We start from the raw sequence: 19,297 nt of genomic DNA, 5'->3' as shown, positions 1-19,297 counted from the left end.
GCTCTATCACGCCAATTGCGCCAAGCACACGCACGTCCGCCACACACTCGAGGGCGCGAGCAGGCGCTAAGCCGGTTTTTAGCTGCTTCTCGATGTGCGTGACGGTCTGCGGGCAGTCACTTTCCAGCAAGGTATCAATGCTGGCGCAGGCCACGGCGCAGGCGAGTGGATTGCCCATAAAAGTGGGGCCGTGCATAAAACAGCCTGCATCACCGCTACAGACCGTATCGGCCACATGGCGGGTGGTTAGCGTGGCAGCCAAGGTCATGTAGCCACCGGTCAGTGCTTTACCGACGCAGAGTATATCTGGGCTGATCCCCGCGTGGTCGCAGGCAAATAGTTTTCCTGTTCGGCCAAAGCCAGTCGCGATTTCATCCACAATCAGCAGCACATCAAATTCATCGCACAGAGCGCGCACTTGACGCAGGTATTCAGGGTGATAAAAACGCATACCGCCTGCGCCTTGCACGATGGGCTCTAAGATCACGGCGGCCAGTTGGCCGTGATGGGCGGTGAGTGCTTCGCGCATAGGCTGTATGTCGTCAGGGTTCCACTCACCGTCAAAGCGGCTTTGTGGGGAAGGCACAAAATGATGCTGAGGCAGAAACCCTTTGTAGAGTTTGTGCATCGAATTATCAGGGTCCGTCACCGACATGGCGGCGAACGTGTCGCCATGATAGCCATGACGCAAGGTCAAAAACTGTGCGCGTGACTCGCCGCGTCCCTGCCAATATTGCATCGCCATTTTAAGCGCCACTTCTACTGATACAGAGCCTGAATCGGCCAAAAACACTTGCGTGAGCGGGGCGGGAGAATGCGCGACCAAGCGCTCACAAAGCGATACCGCAGGCTGGTGGGTAAGACCGCCAAACATCACATGCGACATTTTATCGATTTGCTGATGTGCCGCGGCGTTCAAAGCAGGGTGGTTGTAGCCGTGAATCGCTGCCCACCACGATGACATACCATCAATCAGAACAGTGCCATCTTCAAGGTGTAGCTCGGCGCCGCTTGCGTGTGAGACGGGCAAGCAAGGCAAAGGGTCGAGCGTTGAGGTGTAGGGATGCCAGATATGCTCGCGGTCAAAATGGGTGTTTATGCTCATAAATAAATCAGATGTAAACCAGTATTATCTTGACGTGTTGACAGGTTAACGTCTGTGGGTAGACTAGCCAAGCATTAAAACGACAACAACGGGGAAAACCGCGTGGAAATAAGACACAACTGGACCGCACAGGAAGTGCAAGCATTGTTCGATAAACCCTTTATGGATTTGCTGTTTGAAGCGCAGCAAGTGCATCGTGAATATCATCCTGCTAACCAAGTGCAAGTCAGCACGCTGTTATCGATCAAAACCGGCGCGTGTCCAGAAGATTGCAAGTATTGTCCGCAAAGTGCGCGGTACCGCACCGATGTTGAGAAAGAGCGGTTAATGGAAGTGGAACGCGTGCTCGAAGCGGCAGAAAAAGCCAAAGCTTCAGGCGCGACGCGCTTTTGCATGGGGGCCGCCTGGAAAAACCCCAAGCAACGCGATATGCCGTATTTGCTCGATATGATCCAAGGCGTCAAAGGATTAGGGTTAGAAACCTGTATGACTCTGGGCATGTTGGATGCGGAGCAAGCCAAGACCTTATCCGAGGCGGGTTTGGACTACTACAACCACAATCTCGATACCTCACCTGAGTTTTACGGCAACATTATTACCACGCGGACGTATCAAGAACGCCTCGATACCTTATCCAACGTGCGAGACGCGGGAATGAAGGTGTGTTCCGGCGGCATTATTGGGCTGGGCGAAAGTGCTCGCGATCGCGCGGGTTTGCTGGTTGAACTCGCCAACATGCCGGCTCACCCAGAAAGCGTGCCGATCAACATGCTGGTCAAAGTAAAGGGCACACCGCTTGAGAACGTCGATGACGTCGACCCGTTCGATTTTGTCCGCATTATTGCGGTGGCGCGGATCATGATGCCCAAATCGGCAGTGCGGCTGTCTGCAGGCCGCGAAGACATGAACGAGCAAATGCAAACCTTGTGCTTTATGGCTGGCGCGAACTCGATCTTCTACGGCTGCAAGCTGTTGACTACACCAAACCCGGATGAAGACGCGGATATGCAGCTATTTAAAAAGCTGGGTATTAATCGCGAAGCGGTCAGCCAAAAACCCGATCAAGTCACTGAGCACGACTTACTTGAGCAAGTGGCCGAGCGAGTGGCAGCGCGCCCGCAAGAGGGCGATTTGTTCTACGACGCCAGTGTCTAAGTCCCCATGACTGATACAACATCAGCGCTGATCCGTCGTTACCAAGGCGAGCTGGCCGCACGCCAGCAACAAGGCTTATGGCGGCAAAGTGGTGACAATACCGTCGCCGAGTCATGGCGCAACTTTGCGGGGAATGATTACTTGGGCCTTGCGCAAGACCCGCGACTGGTGAAAAGGGCGCAGCAGCACCTTGAACGCTGGGGGGTGGGGGCAACGGCCTCGCCGGTGGTATCCGGTTTTACCGCGGCGCATCAATCCCTTTGTGACCAGCTGTGTGACTGGCTGGGTTACCCGCAAGCGATACTGTTTAACAGTGGTTTTGCCGCCAACCAAGCCTTGCTCTTTACGCTGTTAGGTAAAGACGATGTCTTGTTTCAAGACAAACTCAACCATGCCTCCTTGATTGAGGCTGGCGTATTGAGCCCTGCCACACAGCGCCGTTTTCGTCATAACGACATGGCACACCTTCGCCAACTACTCGCGAAACAAACCCAGCCGTCCGCATCGCTGATTGTCTCAGAAGGGGTATTCAGCATGGATGGCGATGTATCGCCAACCGAAAGCCTTGCCGCGATTGCCAACCAATCGGGGGCGCTCTGGGCACTGGATGATGCGCATGGGATTGGTGTGTTGGGGCTAGAAGGCGAGGGCAGTATCAGTCGTGGCGCACGGCCGGATATATTAGTCGTGACGTTTGGAAAAGCCTTGGGCGTCGCGGGGGCCGCAGTGCTGGCCTCTCCCACCATCATTGACTATTTGCGTCAGTTCGCGCGCCATTATGTGTACTCGACGGCCATGCCACCTGCGCAAGCGGCACTCATCGAGGATGCGATTAGGTTGGCACGAACAGAGCACTGGCGGCGAGAAACACTCAGCGCTCATGCCGAACAGTTAATGCAAGGGCTCCACGACTGGTTAGAGACGACGTCTGCTTTCGAACCGCACGCTTTAAATACGCAGCCCTTCCCGCAACTGCTCGCGACGCCTAGCCCGATCAAGCCGCTGATTATCGGCGATTTGGCATCGTTACAGCAGGTAAATCAGGCTTTGATGAAGGCTCATATTCGGGTGGGGGCGATTCGGCCACCGACTGTCCCCCCTAACACTGCACGTCTGCGGATCAGCTTGTCGGCACAGCATCAAAAGACAGATATCACCGCACTGATTGAGGCGCTGAAGCCGGTATTAGCGAGCGACAACACATGCGAGGTGACAGAATGACCGTCGCCGATAAACAAGCGATTGCCAGAGCGTTTGGCCGAGCCGCGCCCCATTATGATGACAGTGCCACGCTGCAACGCCGTGTCGGCCATCGGTTGATGGCATTGGCTGAGTCAGAGCAAAAGTCTGTTCGTCTCGGTACCGTCTTAGATGTCGGCTGTGGCACCGGCTATTTCACTCAGCAGTGGATGACTCACGCTAAGACAGTGATTGGACTGGATCTCAGCGCCCCCATGCTTGCGACGGCAAAAGCGCGCTGCGGCAATGCCATGCTAGGCGTCCAAGCTGATGCGGAGCATTTGCCACTGGCCGACAACAGTGTCGATCTGGCATTTAGCTCGTTAGCGCTGCAATGGTGTGACGATTTGCATGTGCCATTGGCGGAGCTGAGTCGGGTCGTCAAACCCGGCGGGAAAATTCTTGTCTCGACACTGCTCACCGGATCACTGTGTGAACTCGACAGCGCGTGGCAACAAGCATGCGGCACATCACGGGTGAACCGCTTTATCACGTTGTCTGGATTACAGCAGGCGACCCAACGCGCCGGGCTTAGGCACGCAACCGTGTTGCAAGAAAGCGAACAGCTCACCTTTGCCAATGCCCATGCGGTGATGAAAAGCTTAAAAGGCATTGGCGCCACTTATCGCCCCCAAGGGGCGGGGCAGCAAGGGCTGGCGACAAGAGCGCAGTTTAGCGCGGTAGAAAAGGCGTATCAGCGTTTTGCACTTGCCGCCAACAACTTACCGGCGACCTATCAAATTGGCTACATAGTGATTAACCACCATGCATGACAGTTATTTTATTACCGGCACCGACACCGAAGTGGGGAAAACCTATACCACGGCGGCGCTGTTGCACGCTTTTATCAAACAAGGTTATCAAGCGGTGGGCTATAAACCTGTCGCTGCTGGTGCCGATTTAGCGCCTGAACATCAACTAAATAGTGACGCTGTCACTTTGCAGCACGCCAGTGCGATCGCATTGCCGTATGCCGCTATCAACCCAGTGTTGTTAGAAACGCCGTGCTCGCCGCACTGGGCGGCGGTGTTAGCCAACAAGCCAATCGATACCCAGATGCTGAGCGATGGGCTCGCGCATTTAAAACAGCAGGCCAGTCCGGTATTGGTAGAGGGCGCCGGCGGTTGGCAAGTGCCACTCAGTGAGACTGAAACGCTGGCCGATTGGGTGGTTGCCCACCAACTGCCAGTGATCATGGTGGTGGGGATTAAACTTGGCTGTTTAAACCATGCTTTACTCACCGCAGAGGCCATTCGCGCACGCGGGCTTAGGTTAGCCGGATGGGTGGCAAACGCCGTTGATCCCAAGGCGCAGCACAGTGACGAAATGGTGCGTTATCTTGATGCGCATTTAGATGCGCCTTGTCTGGGGCGCTTGCCGTTTGCTGCCGATGCCTCGCCAGCACAATGCGCGAGCCACTTAGATATTAAGCCGTTGTAAACATATTGCGAGAATGTAGCGATCAAAAAAGCCAGCGCTGTGCTGGCTTTTTGTCTATTCAGGTAGTCAATGCGGGTAGACAATTACTTCTGGTCGTCTCGAACACCCATTAGGCTTTGCTGAACCTCGGCCATTTGGCGCGCCGCTGTCGCGTCATCCGACGCTAACCCAAGCTCTGAGCAGGCTTCATCGAAGCTCATGCCGAGATGACAGGTTAAGATGTCGATAGCGACTCGGTAGTTTTCTTGCTCTGCCATGGTCTCACTCCATTGATAACGCGTTGCGTTGTTAAGGTTAGGTTGTCCACACTGGGTGGTTATAAACTTAATGGTTGATATGACCGCCGACTGCCCATTACTTTGTTGTCTTACGCAGTGCATCAGCGTCATAGTTTTAAACAGCTGCGCATAAATTAGCCTGAGTAAACCGCGATGACAACTCGACCAAAGTCTATATTGGGTTGTTTTTGTCTTTTTTATTGGGCTTTTCTGCCTCGGTGCTTGTTAAATGTTTGAATGGATTGTTAAAAATTAAGAGTTGCGCGATATCACAATTTGTTTAGATCAGATCGAAATAACGTGCCACACTAACTGGTCGGTGCAGAGAGCTGGATGGTACGGGCGCCACAAGCGACGACTGGGATTTATTCGTAACAAATTGCATCAAAGGATTGTTTTTATCATTAATGCCCATACTATTTTTATCATTACAACAAATAAGCGCTAAACACTGGGTTTAAGCGACGGAGACACACCATGAAACGCTTAGGATTATTTCTCGCTACCAACCTTGCGGTACTGGTCGTATTTAGCATTGTGCTGAATATCATTTATGCCGTGACAGGCATGCAACCGGGGAGCTTATCTGGGTTGCTGGTACTGGCAGCGGTATTTGGTTTTGGCGGCTCGTTTATATCGTTGCTGATGTCAAAATCAATGGCATTGCGCTCGGTGGGGGCGCAAGTGATTGAGCATCCACGCAATGAAACCGAGCACTGGCTAATGAATACTGTCAGTCAACAGGCGCAGCGCGCTGGCATTGGTATGCCAACCGTGGCGGTATATAACTCGCCTGACATCAACGCCTTTGCGACGGGGGCGAAACGCAACGACTCTGTGGTGGCGGTATCAAGCGGCCTGCTGCAAAACATGACCCGTGATGAGGCCGAAGCCGTGCTGGCGCACGAAATCAGCCACATTGCCAATGGCGACATGGTCACCATGACCTTGATGCAAGGAGTGGTGAACACCTTCGTGATCTTTATTGCCCGCGTTATCGCCGGTGCAGTGAGCGGCATGAACAGTGATGAAGAAGGTGAAGGCGGCGGCAACTGGATGATGTATTTCCTCGTCTCGTCAGTGCTAGAAATCGTGTTTGGTATTCTGGCTAGCATTCTCACCATGTGGTTTAGCCGTCATCGCGAGTTCCGCGCGGATGCAGGCTCGGCGCAGCTGGTGGGCAAACAGAAAATGATTGCTGCGCTGGAGCGTTTGAAAGTCAGCCACGAGCCGAAACTAGAAGGCTCAATGATGGCATTTGGCATCAACGGTAAGAAAACGCTGAGTGAGCTATTTATGACCCACCCACCGCTAGAAAAACGTATCGATGCCTTGCGTCGTGGCGACTATCTATAATCGGATAGCGTTTACGCCGAGTCATCGATTAAGCGGCCTGCGGGCCGCTTTTTGTTTGTGTGCGACGCCACTTTATCCCCTCACTGGCGAGCACCGCACCCAATACAATCAACGCCATCGCTACCACGGTAAGCGCACTGACGGTTTCTGAGAAGACGGGGATCGCGATCAGCGCAGCCACCACAGGCGTGAATGCGCCTATTGCGGCACTCATTTCTGCGCCCAAACGGCGAATCGCAAACGCATAGCTGTAATTGGCAATGATCCCCACGCCCAAGCCTTGCGCCAGTACATGGTAGCCCAGCTCACCGAAAGGCGCTTGAAGCAGATTAAATGAGATAAGCCCGCTCATCGCGCCTACGGGCAGCAGCAAGACGGCTGACATCGCTAATACCGCTCCGGCTTCTGCGGCATTTAAGCCCGTGACACGCACGCCAATGGTAAACCACGCCCAACTGATGCTGGCTGCGAGCAAAATCAAATGGCCTTGGGTGACGCTCCACGGTGAGAAGAACAGCGAATGCCACAAAAATGCGCCAATGCCGATCACGATCAATCCAATCCCTAATCGTCGTCCCACCGAGAGCGACTCGCCATAAACGCTCCAAGCAATGGCGGAGACAAACAGTGGCAAGATCCCAGGAATTAACGAGGCGCCATCGGCGACAGGGGCAAACTGCATACCTGTGGCAGCGAGCAGATAAAACGGTAAACCCGCCCCGAAGGCAATCGCAAACAGATAACGTTTGGGCACGGAGACAATATGACGGACCCGATGACGGCTCAGCCAACCAAATAGCAGCGCCGCAGGCAAAAAGCGCAGTAGGGCAATATCGCCACTGGTTAACACCGACTGGCTGGCCTGACGCAAGGAGATAAACAGGCTCGCCCAAATGGTCACGGTGACAAGCATGGCGGCGAGGCCTAATAAACGTTGAGAGGTGGCAGGCATGGTTGATCACTTCCTTGATAATGGATGCAGTTAGTGTGGCAGCGTCAAGGGAGGGATTGGTGGCAAATTAATGGGTAGTTTCATCCTCTATTGGTGGTTATCATCGGCTATTAGTGAATAATTGATGAAAATTACCAAGGAGAGGGTTTGGACAGTAAAGACAAAGCCATTCTGGCGCTGTTACAAGACGATGCGCGCCGCACCACGGCGGAAATCGCTGATGCCGTTGGGTTGTCGTTTTCGCCTTGTGCAAGACGAATTAAAAAGCTGGAAGCCGATGGGGTGATAGCGTCCTATCAGGTTACGCTCGATCGCCAGCGAATTGGGCTTAACATGACCTTTTTTGTCAACGTGAGTTTGAGCAATCACCGAGAAGAGGCGATTGTTACCTTCGAGCACGCATTGGTGGAAATGGATGAAGTTATCAACGGTCACGTGATCTCAGGTACTTATGACTATTTACTGGAAGTAGTGACGCGAGATTTACCGCACTATGAAGCCTTTATGCGCCAGCTACAAACCTTGGCGATGGTCAAAGACATCAATACCAATGTGGCGATCCGCGCGGTAAAACAAGGCGCGGCGCTGAAGGTGTAGCGCCGCGCTATTATTGTGAAATAGTGGTTAGCGAATAGCGATTAGCTAAGGTGCTGGCTCAGCCAGTCGCTAAAGGCATTTTGTGGCAGGGCACCGTTGAGTACGTCAACGCGCTCGCCATTTTTAAATACCATTAGCGTCGGAATGCTACGAATACGATATTGCGCCGCCAATGCTTGCTGCGCTTCGGTATCGATTTTAACAAAACGTGCGCGGCCTTCTTCTTGCTCGGCCACTGCCGCAAAGGCAGGCGCGAAGCTTTGGCATGGGCCACACCATGGGGCCCAAAAATCGACCACAACAGGCACATCGCTATTTAGCAATGCGTTAAAGTTTTCGCTGGTGCCCTCAATCGGTTTACCGTCCAGCACATCAGACTGACACTTGCCGCATTTGGGCGCGTCATTCACCCGCTCGCTTGGAATACGGTTCATGGCTTGGCAGTGAGGGCAGCGTGAGGTCAAGGTTGTCATTGGGTTTCCTCGTTGAATTATTTGTGTCTAATATAAGCGGGTGACGTCGCTCGCCCAAGTTGAATTTATCAATCACTCAAATAGAAAAAGCCGATGACACGGCACCGGCTTTCATGAGGTGTTATTGATTCAGTGCGCGCTAGAGTGCATCCACCACATTGAGGATGGCACTGAGCATATCGCGACCGAAGGCTTGGCTGCGCGCAGGTGACCAACCAAAATCCGGGTCCGGTTGGTCGTTATGATCTTTAAATGGCATTTCAACTGTGTACGACAAGCATTTAAAGCGCTCACCAATCCAGTTTGAGCCCACGGTCAGATTGGCCTTGCCAGGTGCGTCTTTGTCATAGCCGTGCTCGTCTTGGAACTCTGGCGTCACGGTGAGCAGGGCACGCTTAAACCTGTCCTCTAAATCCGCCATACGCGCATCGTAAGAAGGGATCCCCTCGCAACCGGCAACAAAGTTATATGGGATGGCCTCATCACCGTGGATATCGAGGCACATTTTCACCCCTGTTTGCTCCATACGCGCACGAACATGATACACCTCGGGGCTGCGCTCAAGCGTAGGGGCTTGCCATTCTCGGTTCAAGTTGGCGCCCACCGCATTGGTACGCAAGTGGCCGCGCACGCTGCCGTCGGGGTTCATATTGGGCACCACGTAAACGTCGGCCTTTTCCAACAGCGCACGGGCAGTGGTGTCGGTGTCGTCAAGCAATCGGTCGAGCAGCCCCTCGATAAACCATTCCGCCATGGTTTCGCCGGGGTGTTGGCGAGCAATCAGCCAAATCGGTGTTTTCGGTTGGGCGGATTCCCCTAAATCAGCGCGAATTTTCAATAGGCTAATATCGCGCCCATCCAAGGTCTGGCCGAGGGTTTCTAGCTGACATTGTGGATAGGTCTGCGCTTGGTGAATTAAATCCAGGTGGCGCTCATAGCTATACGGCGCGAAGTAGGCGAAATACATCGAGCCATGTTGCGGCGTTACGTTAATGGTCAGTGTATCGCCGTCAAATTCGGTGGGGACGCGGAACCAGGTATCGCGATCGTAAGAGGCGACCGCCTGATAATCTTTCCAGCCTTCAGGGTAGGCTGAGCCTGCCAGTTGCTGAATATGCAGTGTGTGAGCCTGATTCACTTGCGCCTCTAAGCGAAAGTGGAACCACTGATAAAACTCAGACTGATTGTCGTGGTGAATGGCAAGTTGAATGTTGTTGATGTCGTCATCGTTAACAACGCGAATATTCCCGCTGTCGAACTGGCTAAAAATACGCATAGAGCATCCTTTATCGGTTTGAGAGGCCAGCTGTGTTTGCACCTGAAGGTAAGCCTTATGTTGTAAAACCGAGCGTGACTGTCTGATTAGCAACGAACCGAGTCACTCATTGTCTTCACTGACGAGCTCGCCACTGACTATCTAATCACGTAGGCAAGATGGCTTTACTGGCTTATTATTAACAGTATTGCGCCTTATCTTGTCGTACTGTGTCTTAGCTGGCAAGGTGCCCTTATCACGCTATGACCATCTTTTTCCTCAAAGATTATCTTTTCCTCAACCAATAAGGAGCCACTATGCATTTGCAGGATCCTGAGCTTTTAAAAACACAGGCACTGATCAATGGGAAGTGGGTCGATGCCGACAGCCAACAAACCCGCGCGGTGACCAATCCTGCGAACGGAGAGCACTTGGCGACGGTACCTAATATGGGGGCGGAGGAAACTAGCCGCGCTATTGATGCCGCGGATGCTGCGCTACCCGAATGGCGAGATTTAACCGCCAAAGCGCGGGCTGACGTGCTTTATCGCTGGTACGAGCTGATGCTCGAGCACAAAGATGATTTAGCCGCAATCATGACGGCTGAGCAAGGCAAGCCGCTAAAAGAAGCCGCGGGCGAGATCCAATACGCCGCGTCGTTTTTACAGTGGTTTGCAGAAGAAGCGAAGCGAGTGTATGGCGCGACCATTCCCGCGGAGCAAGCGGATAAGCGTATTTCAGTGATCAAGCAGCCGATTGGCGTGACCGCGGCGATTACCCCGTGGAACTTTCCAGCGGCGATGATTACCCGTAAAGCGGCCGCAGCATTGGCGGCGGGTTGTACCATGGTGGTGAAGCCTGCCAGTGACACGCCGCTATCGGCACTGGCCCTCGGTGAGCTCGCGTTGCGAGCCGGGCTGCCAGCTGGAGTGATCAGTGTGGTGACCGGGGCGTCGGGCCCCATCGGTGATACCTTATGTGCTGACAGACGTGTCCGTAAGCTCTCGTTTACCGGCTCGACCGAAATCGGCGCACAGTTGATGGAGAAATGCGCCCCAACCATTAAAAAGCTCTCGCTGGAGCTGGGCGGCAATGCGCCTTTCATTGTGTTTAATGACGCCGATATTGACGCCGCGGTTGAAGGGGCCATTGCGGCGAAGTTTCGTAACGCAGGGCAAACCTGTGTCTGTGTGAACCGCATCTACGTGCAATCGGGCGTGTATGAAGCCTTTGCAGAAAAGTTTATCCAGGCGGTGAGTCAATTGCAGGTGGGTAAAGGCACCGACGACGGCGTGGACATCGGCCCACTCATCAATAAGGGAGCAATGGACAAAGTGAATGCCCACCTGGACGATGCCAAGCAAAAAGGCGCGGCGATTGAGCTGGGTGGCGCGTGCCCTGAGCTGGGAGAAAACTACACCCAACCGGCGGTGATTAAATACGCGACCCCAGCGATGCGGATAGCCAAAGAAGAGACCTTCGGCCCCGTGGCACCGCTGTTTTCTTTTGAAGAAGAAGCGGACGCCATCGCCATGGCCAATGACACCGAATTTGGGTTAGCGTCTTACTTTTATGCCAAAGACATTAGCCGGGTGCACCGTGTGGCCGAAGCACTGGAATACGGCATGGTAGGGATCAACACTGGCTTGATTTCGACCGCGGTCGCGCCCTTTGGTGGGGTGAAGCAATCGGGCCTTGGCCGTGAGGGCTCACACTGGGGACTCGATGAATACCTAGAAATGAAGTACTTGTGTTTGGGTCTGTCGTAATCTAAACGGTTTAAGCCGCTAAGTGTTAAAAATTACTGACACGTAAAGCGGGTTTTACGCTGTTTATTGCAGTCAACTTGCCTCGAACGTCACCAAATTGGTGATAATTCAGTCAGGTTGACTGTTTTTTGGCGGCTTAGTGTATGAATATTTGCATTTGCCCACATCCGCTCTGTTGTTGGCTTTTCATCCGTGGTAAAACTCAAGTACTATGCGTAAGAGAAGTCCAACCGTTGCCTTGTGGCAGCATGTTGGCGAACCAAACCAAGTGGAGATACAAGATTGATCAATGTGTTCCTTGTAGATGATCACGAGCTGGTTCGCACAGGGATTCGACGTCTTTTAGAAGACGTTCGTGGCATAAAAGTGGTAGGGGAAGCCGACAGCGGTGAAGCTGCACTCAAGTGGTGCCGGCAAAATCACGCCGATATTGTCCTAATGGACATGAATATGCCAGGCATCGGTGGGTTGGAAGCGACACGCAAGTTGCTTCGTTACTCGCCGGACGCCAAGATTATCGTGCTCACGATCCATACAGAAAACCCGTTCCCCACCAAGGTCATGCAAGCGGGAGCCGCGGGGTACCTGACCAAAGGCGCCGGTGCCGATGAAGTGGTGAACGCGATCCGCATGGTCAACAGTGGCCAACGTTATATCTCACCGGACATTGCCCAGCAAATGGCGCTTAGTCAGTTCTCTGCCTCTTCAGATAATCCTTTCAAAGAGCTGTCAGAGCGTGAATTGCAGATCATGCTAATGATCACCAAAGGGCAAAAAGTCACCGACATATCCGAGCAGCTTAGCCTGAGCCCGAAAACGGTGAACAGCTACCGTTATCGCTTATTCAGCAAGTTGGGCATTAATGGTGATGTGGAATTGACCCACCTTGCCATCAGGCACGGCATGTTAGATACCGAAACCTTGTAACGCGAAGTAATGTAGTACGAGACCGCGCAGTGCCGAACACCTTCGATGCCAAAAGTTTTCTGAAAACCGTTCCTCACCAGCCCGGCGTTTATCGCATGATGAACGCCGCGGGTGACATTATCTATGTGGGTAAGGCCAAAGATCTCAGCAAACGCCTAGCCAGTTACTTTCGGGTCCAGGTTTCCAGTGAGAAAACCAAAGCCTTGGTGCGTAACATCGCCGATGTAGAGGTGACGGTGACCCACACCGAAACCGAAGCACTGATCCTTGAGCACAACCTGATCAAGCAGCATCGCCCCAAATACAATGTATTGCTGAGAGACGATAAATCTTATCCCTATATCTACCTCAGTGCTCACGAGCATCCGCGGCTCGCGATCCACCGCGGCGCGAAAAAGAAAAAGGGCGAATACTTTGGTCCCTTTCCTGATGCCAATGCAGTGCGCAAAAGCCTGCACCTATTGCAGAAAATATTCCCGGTTCGCCAGTGTGAAGACTCGGTGTATGCCAACCGCAGCCGGCCTTGCTTGATGTATCAAATTGGTCGCTGCTCCGGCCCTTGTGTGCCAGGGCTGATTAGTGATGATGACTACGCCGAGCAAGTCAATTTTGCCCGTATGTTTTTACAAGGCAAAGACCGCGAAGTGATCGACAGCTTGGTCGCCAAAATGGAAACCGCCAGCCAACAGCTGCAATTTGAAAAAGCGGCGGAATATCGTGACCAAATCCAAGCGTTGCGCCGCGTACAAGAGCAGCAGTTTGTCTCGCAAGACAGCGATGATGATATCGACGTTATCGGCTTTGCATTAGAAAACGGGGTGGCGTGCATTCATGTGCTCTTCCTGCGCCAAGGCAAAGTGCTGGGCAGTCGAAGCCACTTTCCTAAGATGCCGGCAGAAACCGACCCTGGTGAAGTGGTCTCAAGTTTTGTCAGCCAGTTTTACCTGGCGCAAGCGGAAGGGCGCACCATTCCCAGCCATATTCTGATTTCTGACGATATCGGTGATGATCTGGGTTGGCTATCGAATACCTTGAGTGAAATAGCCGGTCGCAATGTGCGCCTACAAAGTCGTCCGCGCGGGGCTAGAGCCCGCTTTTTGAAGCTGGCCAACACCAATGCCCGCACTGCTTTGACCAGCAAGATCAACCATCGGATGACCATCCAGAATCGTTATCAAGCGCTGCAAGAAACCCTGGGCTTAGAGCCGGTTAAGCGGATGGAGTGCTTTGATATCAGCCACACCATGGGCGAGAAAACGGTCGCCTCCTGTGTGGTGTTCAACCAAGATGGGCCGCTGAAAAAAGAGTATCGCCGTTACAACATTGAAGGGATCACCGGCGGCGATGATTATGCCGCGATGGCACAGGTACTGACGCGCCGTTATAGTAAGCAAGTCGAGCCAGAAAAAATCCCCGATATCATCGTGATTGATGGGGGTAAGGGCCAGCTTAGCCGTGCTTGGGAGGTGCTCGAGCCGCTGATTGCTGATTGGCCGGTTAACCCGCTCATTTTAGGGGTGGCCAAAGGTACCAGCCGTAAGCCAGGGCTTGAAACATTGATTAAGGTCTCGGGCGAGGAGTTTTCGCTGCCCGCCGACTCACCGGCCTTGCACCTTATCCAACATATTCGAGATGAAAGCCACGATCATGCCATTGCCGGACACCGCGCGGCACGGGGCAAAGCGCGCAAGCAAAGTGTGCTCACCCAAATTGATGGCGTAGGCCCTAAACGTCGCCAGGCCTTGCTGAAATACTTGGGCGGTATTCAAGAGCTGAAAAACGCCAGTGTTGAAGAAATCGCCAAGGTGCCCGGGATCAGCGCCACATTGGCAGAGAAAATTCATTCCTCATTGCAAGGTTAGTGGCAATGGGGCACCATAACCCAGTTAATCCTAAAATAAAAAGCTGAGCATGCGTCTAAATATACCTACCATTTTGACCTTTTTGCGCATTGCGCTTATTCCGGTCTTTGTTGTTGCCTACTATCTACCTTATGCTTGGGCGCCATTTGCGGCAGCATTGATTTTTGTGATTGCTGGCGCCACCGATTGGCTGGATGGCTATTTAGCGCGTCGCTTAAAGCAATCGACCCGTTTTGGTGCCTTTCTCGATCCCGTCGCCGACAAAGTGATGGTGGCGATTGCCATGGTGCTGATTGTTGAGCACTACGCCTCTATTTGGATCACGATTCCGGCGGCAACCATGATTGCGCGTGAGGTGATTATTTCAGCCCTGCGCGAGTGGATGGCAGAAATCGGCAAACGTGCCAGCGTCGCGGTCTCATGGGTGGGGAAATTTAAAACCGGCTCGCAAATGTTTGCATTGACCATGCTGCTTTGGCATGGCGCGCCTTGGATTGAATGGTTAGGTTACATTGCGCTGTACGCCGCGGCAGGTCTGACCTATTGGTCGATGTATCAGTACATGATGGCGGCCAAAGACGACTTGCTCGCCGACCCGGAAGAAGAATAAACCGGGCACTGAGCAAACGCATTCACGCCTGTTACCTACTCATAAAAACGCAGCCACAATTTGGGCTGCGTTTTTTGGTTGCTGCTGGTGGCAGTGCGAAAGCACCGGCTTGTTTGTTGGCGTCGCGCTTAAGCTGACCGTCTGGCTTAGCGCTTAGGAATGGTCAGCACAAAGGCCGCCCCTTGCAGCGGGGAGTCGCTGGCGTGGATGTTGCCATCGTAACTGGCAATGATTTCATCGCACACCGCTAACCCGATGCCAGTGCCAGGGTTGAGCTGATCGGCACGCACCCCACGCTGGAATATGCTTTCCCGATATTGCTCTGGCACCCCGGGGCCATCGTCTTCAATCGCCAATTGCCACACTTCGCCGTGATCGTCGAGCCGGATTTGCACCGTTTCAAGGCAAAAGCGATAGGCGTTTTCCAGCAAGTTACCGAGTAACTCCATCAAATCACTGCGGTGCACCGGTAAAGAGGCACTTTCATCAAACGCTCGCACCACTTTCACGGGTTTATCGCGATAGGCTTTATCTAGCATGCCGGTCAGGCTATCAATCGGTGCGGTCAGTGGGCTATCTTCGCGTTTCAGCCCACATTGCCCCACCAATGCGCGTTTGAGCTGATATTGCACCATGTCATCCATCTGGCTGACCTGCTCCAAAATCCGCTTATTCAGCTGCTCGCGCGACAGATGATTATCATCGAGCAGGGCATTGGTGGCGGATAAACGCGTTTTTAAGCTGTGCGCCAAATCATCCATGGCGTGGCGATAACGGGATTTTTGCTTTTCCCGCTGGGTGATCATCCGGTTAAGCGCTTGGGTGACATCTTGCAGCTCGTCAGGGTAATCGTTATCCAGTGTTTGCTGGCGTGATTCAGTAATCGCGATCAGCTCTCTGGCCAAGCGGCGCAGTGGGGAAAAGCTCCAATGACACGCGGCAACCACGAGTGCCGACGCCGAGACAAACAGCAGACTGATGTAAAACCAGGTCTCTGCCTCTAAATCGGCTAACTGTTGTTTTTGTTTGTCGACGTTGCGCAGCACAAACAGCCGGTTTTCGCTATCACCGGGTTGTTTTTCTGATGAAAGCCGTTGCGCTACCACGTTAAAGCCAGCAATGGAAAGGTACTGCGGCTTTTTCGCTTCGTTAGGAATATGTGTGCAGATATCGTCGATATTAAACGCTTGCACATCGCGTGAGGTCCATAGCGTGTGGTTATCGGGCGTACATAGCACCGACATATAATCGCTGCTGGACGGGTCAAGCGATTGAATCCAAGCCGTCAGCTGGTCAGCGCGGATCAGCCCGTCTTTACTGAGCTGCGCCATCACCATCGGAATTTGTGAGGCCAGATCGCGCGAGTAAGCCGCCATTGAATTTTGCTGATACAGCTTATTAATCAAGGCCGCGAGCGCAATCGAGAAAAGGAGAATAATGCCAATGGAGGTGGCGAGTACGCGGGTGCGCAGTCGGGGGCGACATTGGCAAAGGGTAAGTTGGCCTAGTTTCATGGTTTACTCAGCTTGGATCTCGAACAGGTAGCCTTGGCCACGCACGGTCGAGATGGGGTTGTCGTGTCCGGTTTGGATCAGCTTTTTACGTAGACGACTGATCATCACCTCAATGGTGTTAGGGTCGCCATCTTGGTCATGATACAGCACATCGAGCAAGCGTTGCTTCGAGATCACTTCGCGACTGTGACGAATCAGGTACTCAAATAAATCATACTCAAAGGCGGTGAGCTCTAGCGCTTGCCCGTTGACGGTGACCGATTTCGCCAACAAATCTAACTCGATATCGCCAGCGGTGATAGTGGGCTTCACAAAACCGGCACTGCGACGCACCAAGGCGTTTAGTCGCGCCACCAGTTCCGGCTTTTGAAATGGCTTTACCAGGTAGTCATCGGCACCGGCATCTAAGCCCGTGACTTTATCTTGCCAGTTGGCGCGCGCGGTGAGCACCAAAATCGGCAGGCGCAGCCCTTTGGCGCGAATATCACGAATCAGGCTAATGCCATCTTGATCGGGTAAACCAAGGTCAACAATGGCAATATCATTGGGGTACTGGTCAGCGTAATAAAGCCCTTCGCTGGCGGTGCTGGCACAGCGAACATGGTGGCCGAGTTCACTGAGTTCGGTGTTCAGGTGATGACTTAAAATCGAGTCATCTTCAATAATAAGAACCTGCATAAAAGCCCCTGTAAAACAAAAAAGCGCCCGAGGTGGACGCCTTTATTATAGGTTTAATAAACTGAATTTTGGCTGACTCAGCGACCGTCTACAGCGTGACGTTACACCAAAATAATCATCAAGGTGCCGGCCAAGGTCAAAATAACGTTGGCAATCGCGTAAGTGCCCGCGTAGCCCAAAGCCGGAATAGTACTGCGGGCATGCTCATTGATCATATCCATCGCCGGCGCACAGGTTCTTGCCCCGATGATCGCGCCAAACAAGAGCGCGCGGTTCATCTTCAGCACATACGCGCCAATCAAATAGGCGACAATCACTGGGATAACACTGATCACAATGCTGGCCAGGATCACCGAAAAGCCCATGTCCGCGATGTAATCAAACAGCCGACTACCGGCGCTCAGTCCAATGCCAGCCATAAAGGTCATCAGGCCGAGATCTTTCACCATATTTAGCGCCCCTTGGGGCACATAGCCAAAGGTGGGGTGGTTGGCACGTAAAAAGCCGAGGCTGATCCCCGCCAACAGCAAGCCAGCGGCATTACCCAGGCCAAAGGTCACTTGGCCGAAGGTGAGGGTGATCATCCCTAAGCCCAGCCCCAAAATAAAGAAGCAGCAAAAGGCGAGCAAATCCGACATCTGGCTATGAATCGAAATAAAGCCGATGCGGTCGGCCAAGCCTTTTACGCGGCTTTTCTCACCACTGATTTGTAGCACATCGCCTTTGTTAAGAATAATCCCTTGGTCCATCGGCATCTCAACCTGAGCGCGCACTACTCGGTTTAAAAAGCAGCCGTATTCAGACAGGTTTAAGTCCGACAGCTTTTTCTGCGCCACGCTGTCGTTTTTCACCACGATTTCTTCCTCGACAATGCGCAAGTCGAGCAGATCGCGGTCAAACACTTCTTTACCGTTACGAAAGCTGGGGTCTAGCCGCGCATGGCTGTCGGGATAACCCACTAAAGCAATCTCGTCGCCTTGCTGCAAAATGGCGTCCCCATCGGGGTTGGCAAGAATACCGTTACGGCGAATACGCTCGATATAACAGCCGGTTTGGCGATAAATACCCAGCTCACGCAGATTGCGGCCATCAATCCAATCGATCAACTCAGGGCCGACCCGATAGGCACGAATAATGGGTAAATAGACCTTACGCTGTGATTCACTGCCCAAGCCGCGCTCAATCGCAATCTGTTGGGCGGAGTGCTCAAGGTTATGGCGTTGCAACTTTGGCATCAATTTCGCCAGCACAATCAAACTCACCAAGCCGGTGAGGTAAGCCATGGCATAGCCGACACTGAGGTTATCAATCATCATCCCCAGCTGTTCGCCTTCCGCGCCGGTTAAGCCGGAGTTAAGCGCATCTTTCGCGCCCACCAAAACCGGGGTAGCGGTGAGCGCGCCGGCCATCATGCCGGTGGCAATGCTGATATCCAACCCCAAATAGTTTTGGAAGAACAGGGTTAAGCCAATGGCACTGAGTAACACCGCCAAGGCAAGCAACAGGTATGATTTTCCGTCACGGAAAAAGACGCCAAAAAAGTTAGGCCCCGCCTCAATTCCCACGCAGTAGATAAACAGCATAAAGCCGATGCTGAGGGTTTCGGGCGAGAAGGTGAACCCCGCGTTGCCAAAAATGATCGCGGTGAATAACACGCCGATGGATCCGCCGAGTTGCACACTACCAATTTTGATCTTTCCGACTGCGAGGCCGAGGGCGAGAACCACAAAAAGGAGTAAAATATCGTTTTGGAGCAGGAGGTTATTGACGTCTATATTCACAGCACAAATGTCCGACAGAGCGTGCAGGGGGTTAATGTGGTGAAAATTATACCAACCTTAATCACACTTTGTTGTACAAATTTAGTGAAATAAAGATTAATTTTGCGTAAAAAAACACCAGTTGCACGTTTTTTGGAAGCATCCACAAAAAATGGCAGCCCCGACTGGCTTTTTAGACGCACCAACACGCCCGCAAGATCTCGGCCAAATCCTCGAAGCAATCTCACAGAATTAGCGCTAGCTAACATTTTGGACATTAGGGAATGAAAACGTTATCACGCCTCTGTTAGGCTAATCCTTACTACA

The 19,297-nt window shown here is 52.8% G+C and carries 18 protein-coding genes; 10 read left to right on the top strand and 8 right to left on the bottom strand.

What is annotated here, in order from left to right:
- Positions 1-1,105, bottom strand: a 1,105-nt coding sequence (gene bioA / locus BZG25_RS11345; protein WP_108744026.1) for an adenosylmethionine--8-amino-7-oxononanoate transaminase, incomplete at its 3' end; no start/stop codon positions are given.
- 102 nt (positions 1,106-1,207) lie between these two features.
- On the opposite strand from bioA, the gene bioB reads away from it, so the two are divergent.
- From bioB to bioD, 4 genes are read left to right on the top strand one after another with little or no spacing between them, the layout of a single operon-like run.
- Complete coding sequence (gene bioB, locus BZG25_RS11340; RefSeq protein ID WP_077639099.1) at positions 1,208-2,260, top strand: biotin synthase BioB; 1,053 nt, start codon at positions 1,208-1,210, stop codon at positions 2,258-2,260.
- A 6-nt stretch (positions 2,261-2,266) separates the two neighbouring features.
- A complete protein-coding gene (locus tag BZG25_RS11335; protein ID WP_077639098.1) occupies positions 2,267-3,481 on the top strand; it encodes an 8-amino-7-oxononanoate synthase in 1,215 nt (404 codons plus the stop codon).
- Entirely contained in the window at positions 3,478-4,272 is a 795-nt protein-coding gene (gene bioC / locus BZG25_RS11330; RefSeq protein WP_241828708.1) for a malonyl-ACP O-methyltransferase BioC, read from the top strand. Before BZG25_RS11335 ends, bioC begins: the two co-directional genes overlap by 4 nt.
- A complete protein-coding gene (gene bioD / locus BZG25_RS11325) occupies positions 4,265-4,939 on the top strand; it encodes a dethiobiotin synthase (protein ID WP_077579065.1) in 675 nt (224 codons plus the stop codon). Before bioC ends, bioD begins: the two co-directional genes overlap by 8 nt.
- A gap of 83 nt (positions 4,940-5,022) precedes the next feature.
- On the opposite strand, the gene BZG25_RS16070 is transcribed toward bioD, so the two are convergent.
- A complete protein-coding gene (locus tag BZG25_RS16070; protein WP_046073094.1) occupies positions 5,023-5,196 on the bottom strand; it encodes a hypothetical protein in 174 nt (57 codons plus the stop codon).
- Between the two features lie 498 nt (positions 5,197-5,694).
- Here BZG25_RS16070 and htpX point away from each other — a divergent pair, with 498 nt between their 5' ends.
- Positions 5,695-6,573 (top strand): protease HtpX, encoded by an 879-nt coding sequence (gene htpX / locus BZG25_RS11320; protein ID WP_046073095.1) that lies wholly within the window; start codon positions 5,695-5,697, stop codon positions 6,571-6,573.
- Positions 6,574-6,601: 28 nt separating this feature from the next.
- On the opposite strand, the gene BZG25_RS11315 is transcribed toward htpX, so the two are convergent.
- Positions 6,602-7,525, bottom strand: coding sequence for a DMT family transporter (locus tag BZG25_RS11315; protein ID WP_077639096.1), 924 nt, complete (start codon positions 7,523-7,525; stop codon positions 6,602-6,604).
- A 147-nt stretch (positions 7,526-7,672) separates the two neighbouring features.
- On the opposite strand from BZG25_RS11315, the gene BZG25_RS11310 reads away from it, so the two are divergent.
- Positions 7,673-8,122: an Lrp/AsnC family transcriptional regulator gene (locus BZG25_RS11310; RefSeq protein ID WP_074212533.1), complete on the top strand. Its 450-nt coding sequence runs from the start codon at positions 7,673-7,675 to the stop codon at positions 8,120-8,122.
- Positions 8,123-8,163: 41 nt separating this feature from the next.
- Here BZG25_RS11310 and trxC read toward each other — a convergent pair whose 3' ends face one another.
- Both trxC and BZG25_RS11300 read right to left on the bottom strand, forming a co-directional pair.
- Positions 8,164-8,595, bottom strand: a complete 432-nt coding sequence (gene trxC / locus BZG25_RS11305) for a thioredoxin TrxC (protein WP_077607121.1) — start codon at positions 8,593-8,595, stop codon at positions 8,164-8,166.
- Positions 8,596-8,734: 139 nt separating this feature from the next.
- Positions 8,735-9,871, bottom strand: a complete 1,137-nt coding sequence (locus BZG25_RS11300; protein WP_077639095.1) for a M14-type cytosolic carboxypeptidase — start codon at positions 9,869-9,871, stop codon at positions 8,735-8,737.
- Between the two features lie 296 nt (positions 9,872-10,167).
- On the opposite strand from BZG25_RS11300, the gene BZG25_RS11295 reads away from it, so the two are divergent.
- The 4 genes from BZG25_RS11295 (at position 10,168) to pgsA (ending at position 15,018) form a co-directional block, all read left to right on the top strand.
- Positions 10,168-11,619 (top strand): NAD-dependent succinate-semialdehyde dehydrogenase, encoded by a 1,452-nt coding sequence (locus BZG25_RS11295; protein ID WP_077607120.1) that lies wholly within the window; start codon positions 10,168-10,170, stop codon positions 11,617-11,619.
- Positions 11,620-11,901: 282 nt separating this feature from the next.
- The gene (uvrY, locus tag BZG25_RS11290; RefSeq protein ID WP_046073101.1) at positions 11,902-12,546 is read left to right on the top strand and encodes a UvrY/SirA/GacA family response regulator transcription factor; all 645 of its coding nucleotides are present in this window, start codon (positions 11,902-11,904) and stop codon (positions 12,544-12,546) included.
- Positions 12,547-12,575: 29 nt separating this feature from the next.
- Positions 12,576-14,408, top strand: a complete 1,833-nt coding sequence (uvrC, locus tag BZG25_RS11285) for an excinuclease ABC subunit UvrC (RefSeq protein WP_077639094.1) — start codon at positions 12,576-12,578, stop codon at positions 14,406-14,408.
- A gap of 49 nt (positions 14,409-14,457) precedes the next feature.
- Positions 14,458-15,018: a CDP-diacylglycerol--glycerol-3-phosphate 3-phosphatidyltransferase gene (gene pgsA, locus BZG25_RS11280; protein ID WP_046073102.1), complete on the top strand. Its 561-nt coding sequence runs from the start codon at positions 14,458-14,460 to the stop codon at positions 15,016-15,018.
- A gap of 146 nt (positions 15,019-15,164) precedes the next feature.
- On the opposite strand, the gene BZG25_RS11275 is transcribed toward pgsA, so the two are convergent.
- The 3 genes from BZG25_RS11275 to BZG25_RS11265 form a co-directional block, all read right to left on the bottom strand.
- Positions 15,165-16,532 (bottom strand): ATP-binding protein, encoded by a 1,368-nt coding sequence (locus BZG25_RS11275; protein ID WP_046073103.1) that lies wholly within the window; start codon positions 16,530-16,532, stop codon positions 15,165-15,167.
- A gap of 3 nt (positions 16,533-16,535) precedes the next feature.
- Positions 16,536-17,210 (bottom strand): response regulator, encoded by a 675-nt coding sequence (locus tag BZG25_RS11270; protein WP_046073104.1) that lies wholly within the window; start codon positions 17,208-17,210, stop codon positions 16,536-16,538.
- Between the two features lie 101 nt (positions 17,211-17,311).
- A complete protein-coding gene (locus tag BZG25_RS11265) occupies positions 17,312-18,991 on the bottom strand; it encodes an aspartate:alanine antiporter (protein ID WP_077639093.1) in 1,680 nt (559 codons plus the stop codon).
- Positions 18,992-19,297 lie beyond the last annotated feature (306 nt).

It is taken from the genome of Salinivibrio sp. ML198, from assembly GCF_001996015.1.
GTDB classification, from domain to species: Bacteria; Pseudomonadota; Gammaproteobacteria; order Enterobacterales; family Vibrionaceae; genus Salinivibrio; species Salinivibrio siamensis.
Note: the sequence above shows the minus strand (reverse complement) of the source record. Positions and strands in the feature narration are given on the sequence as shown.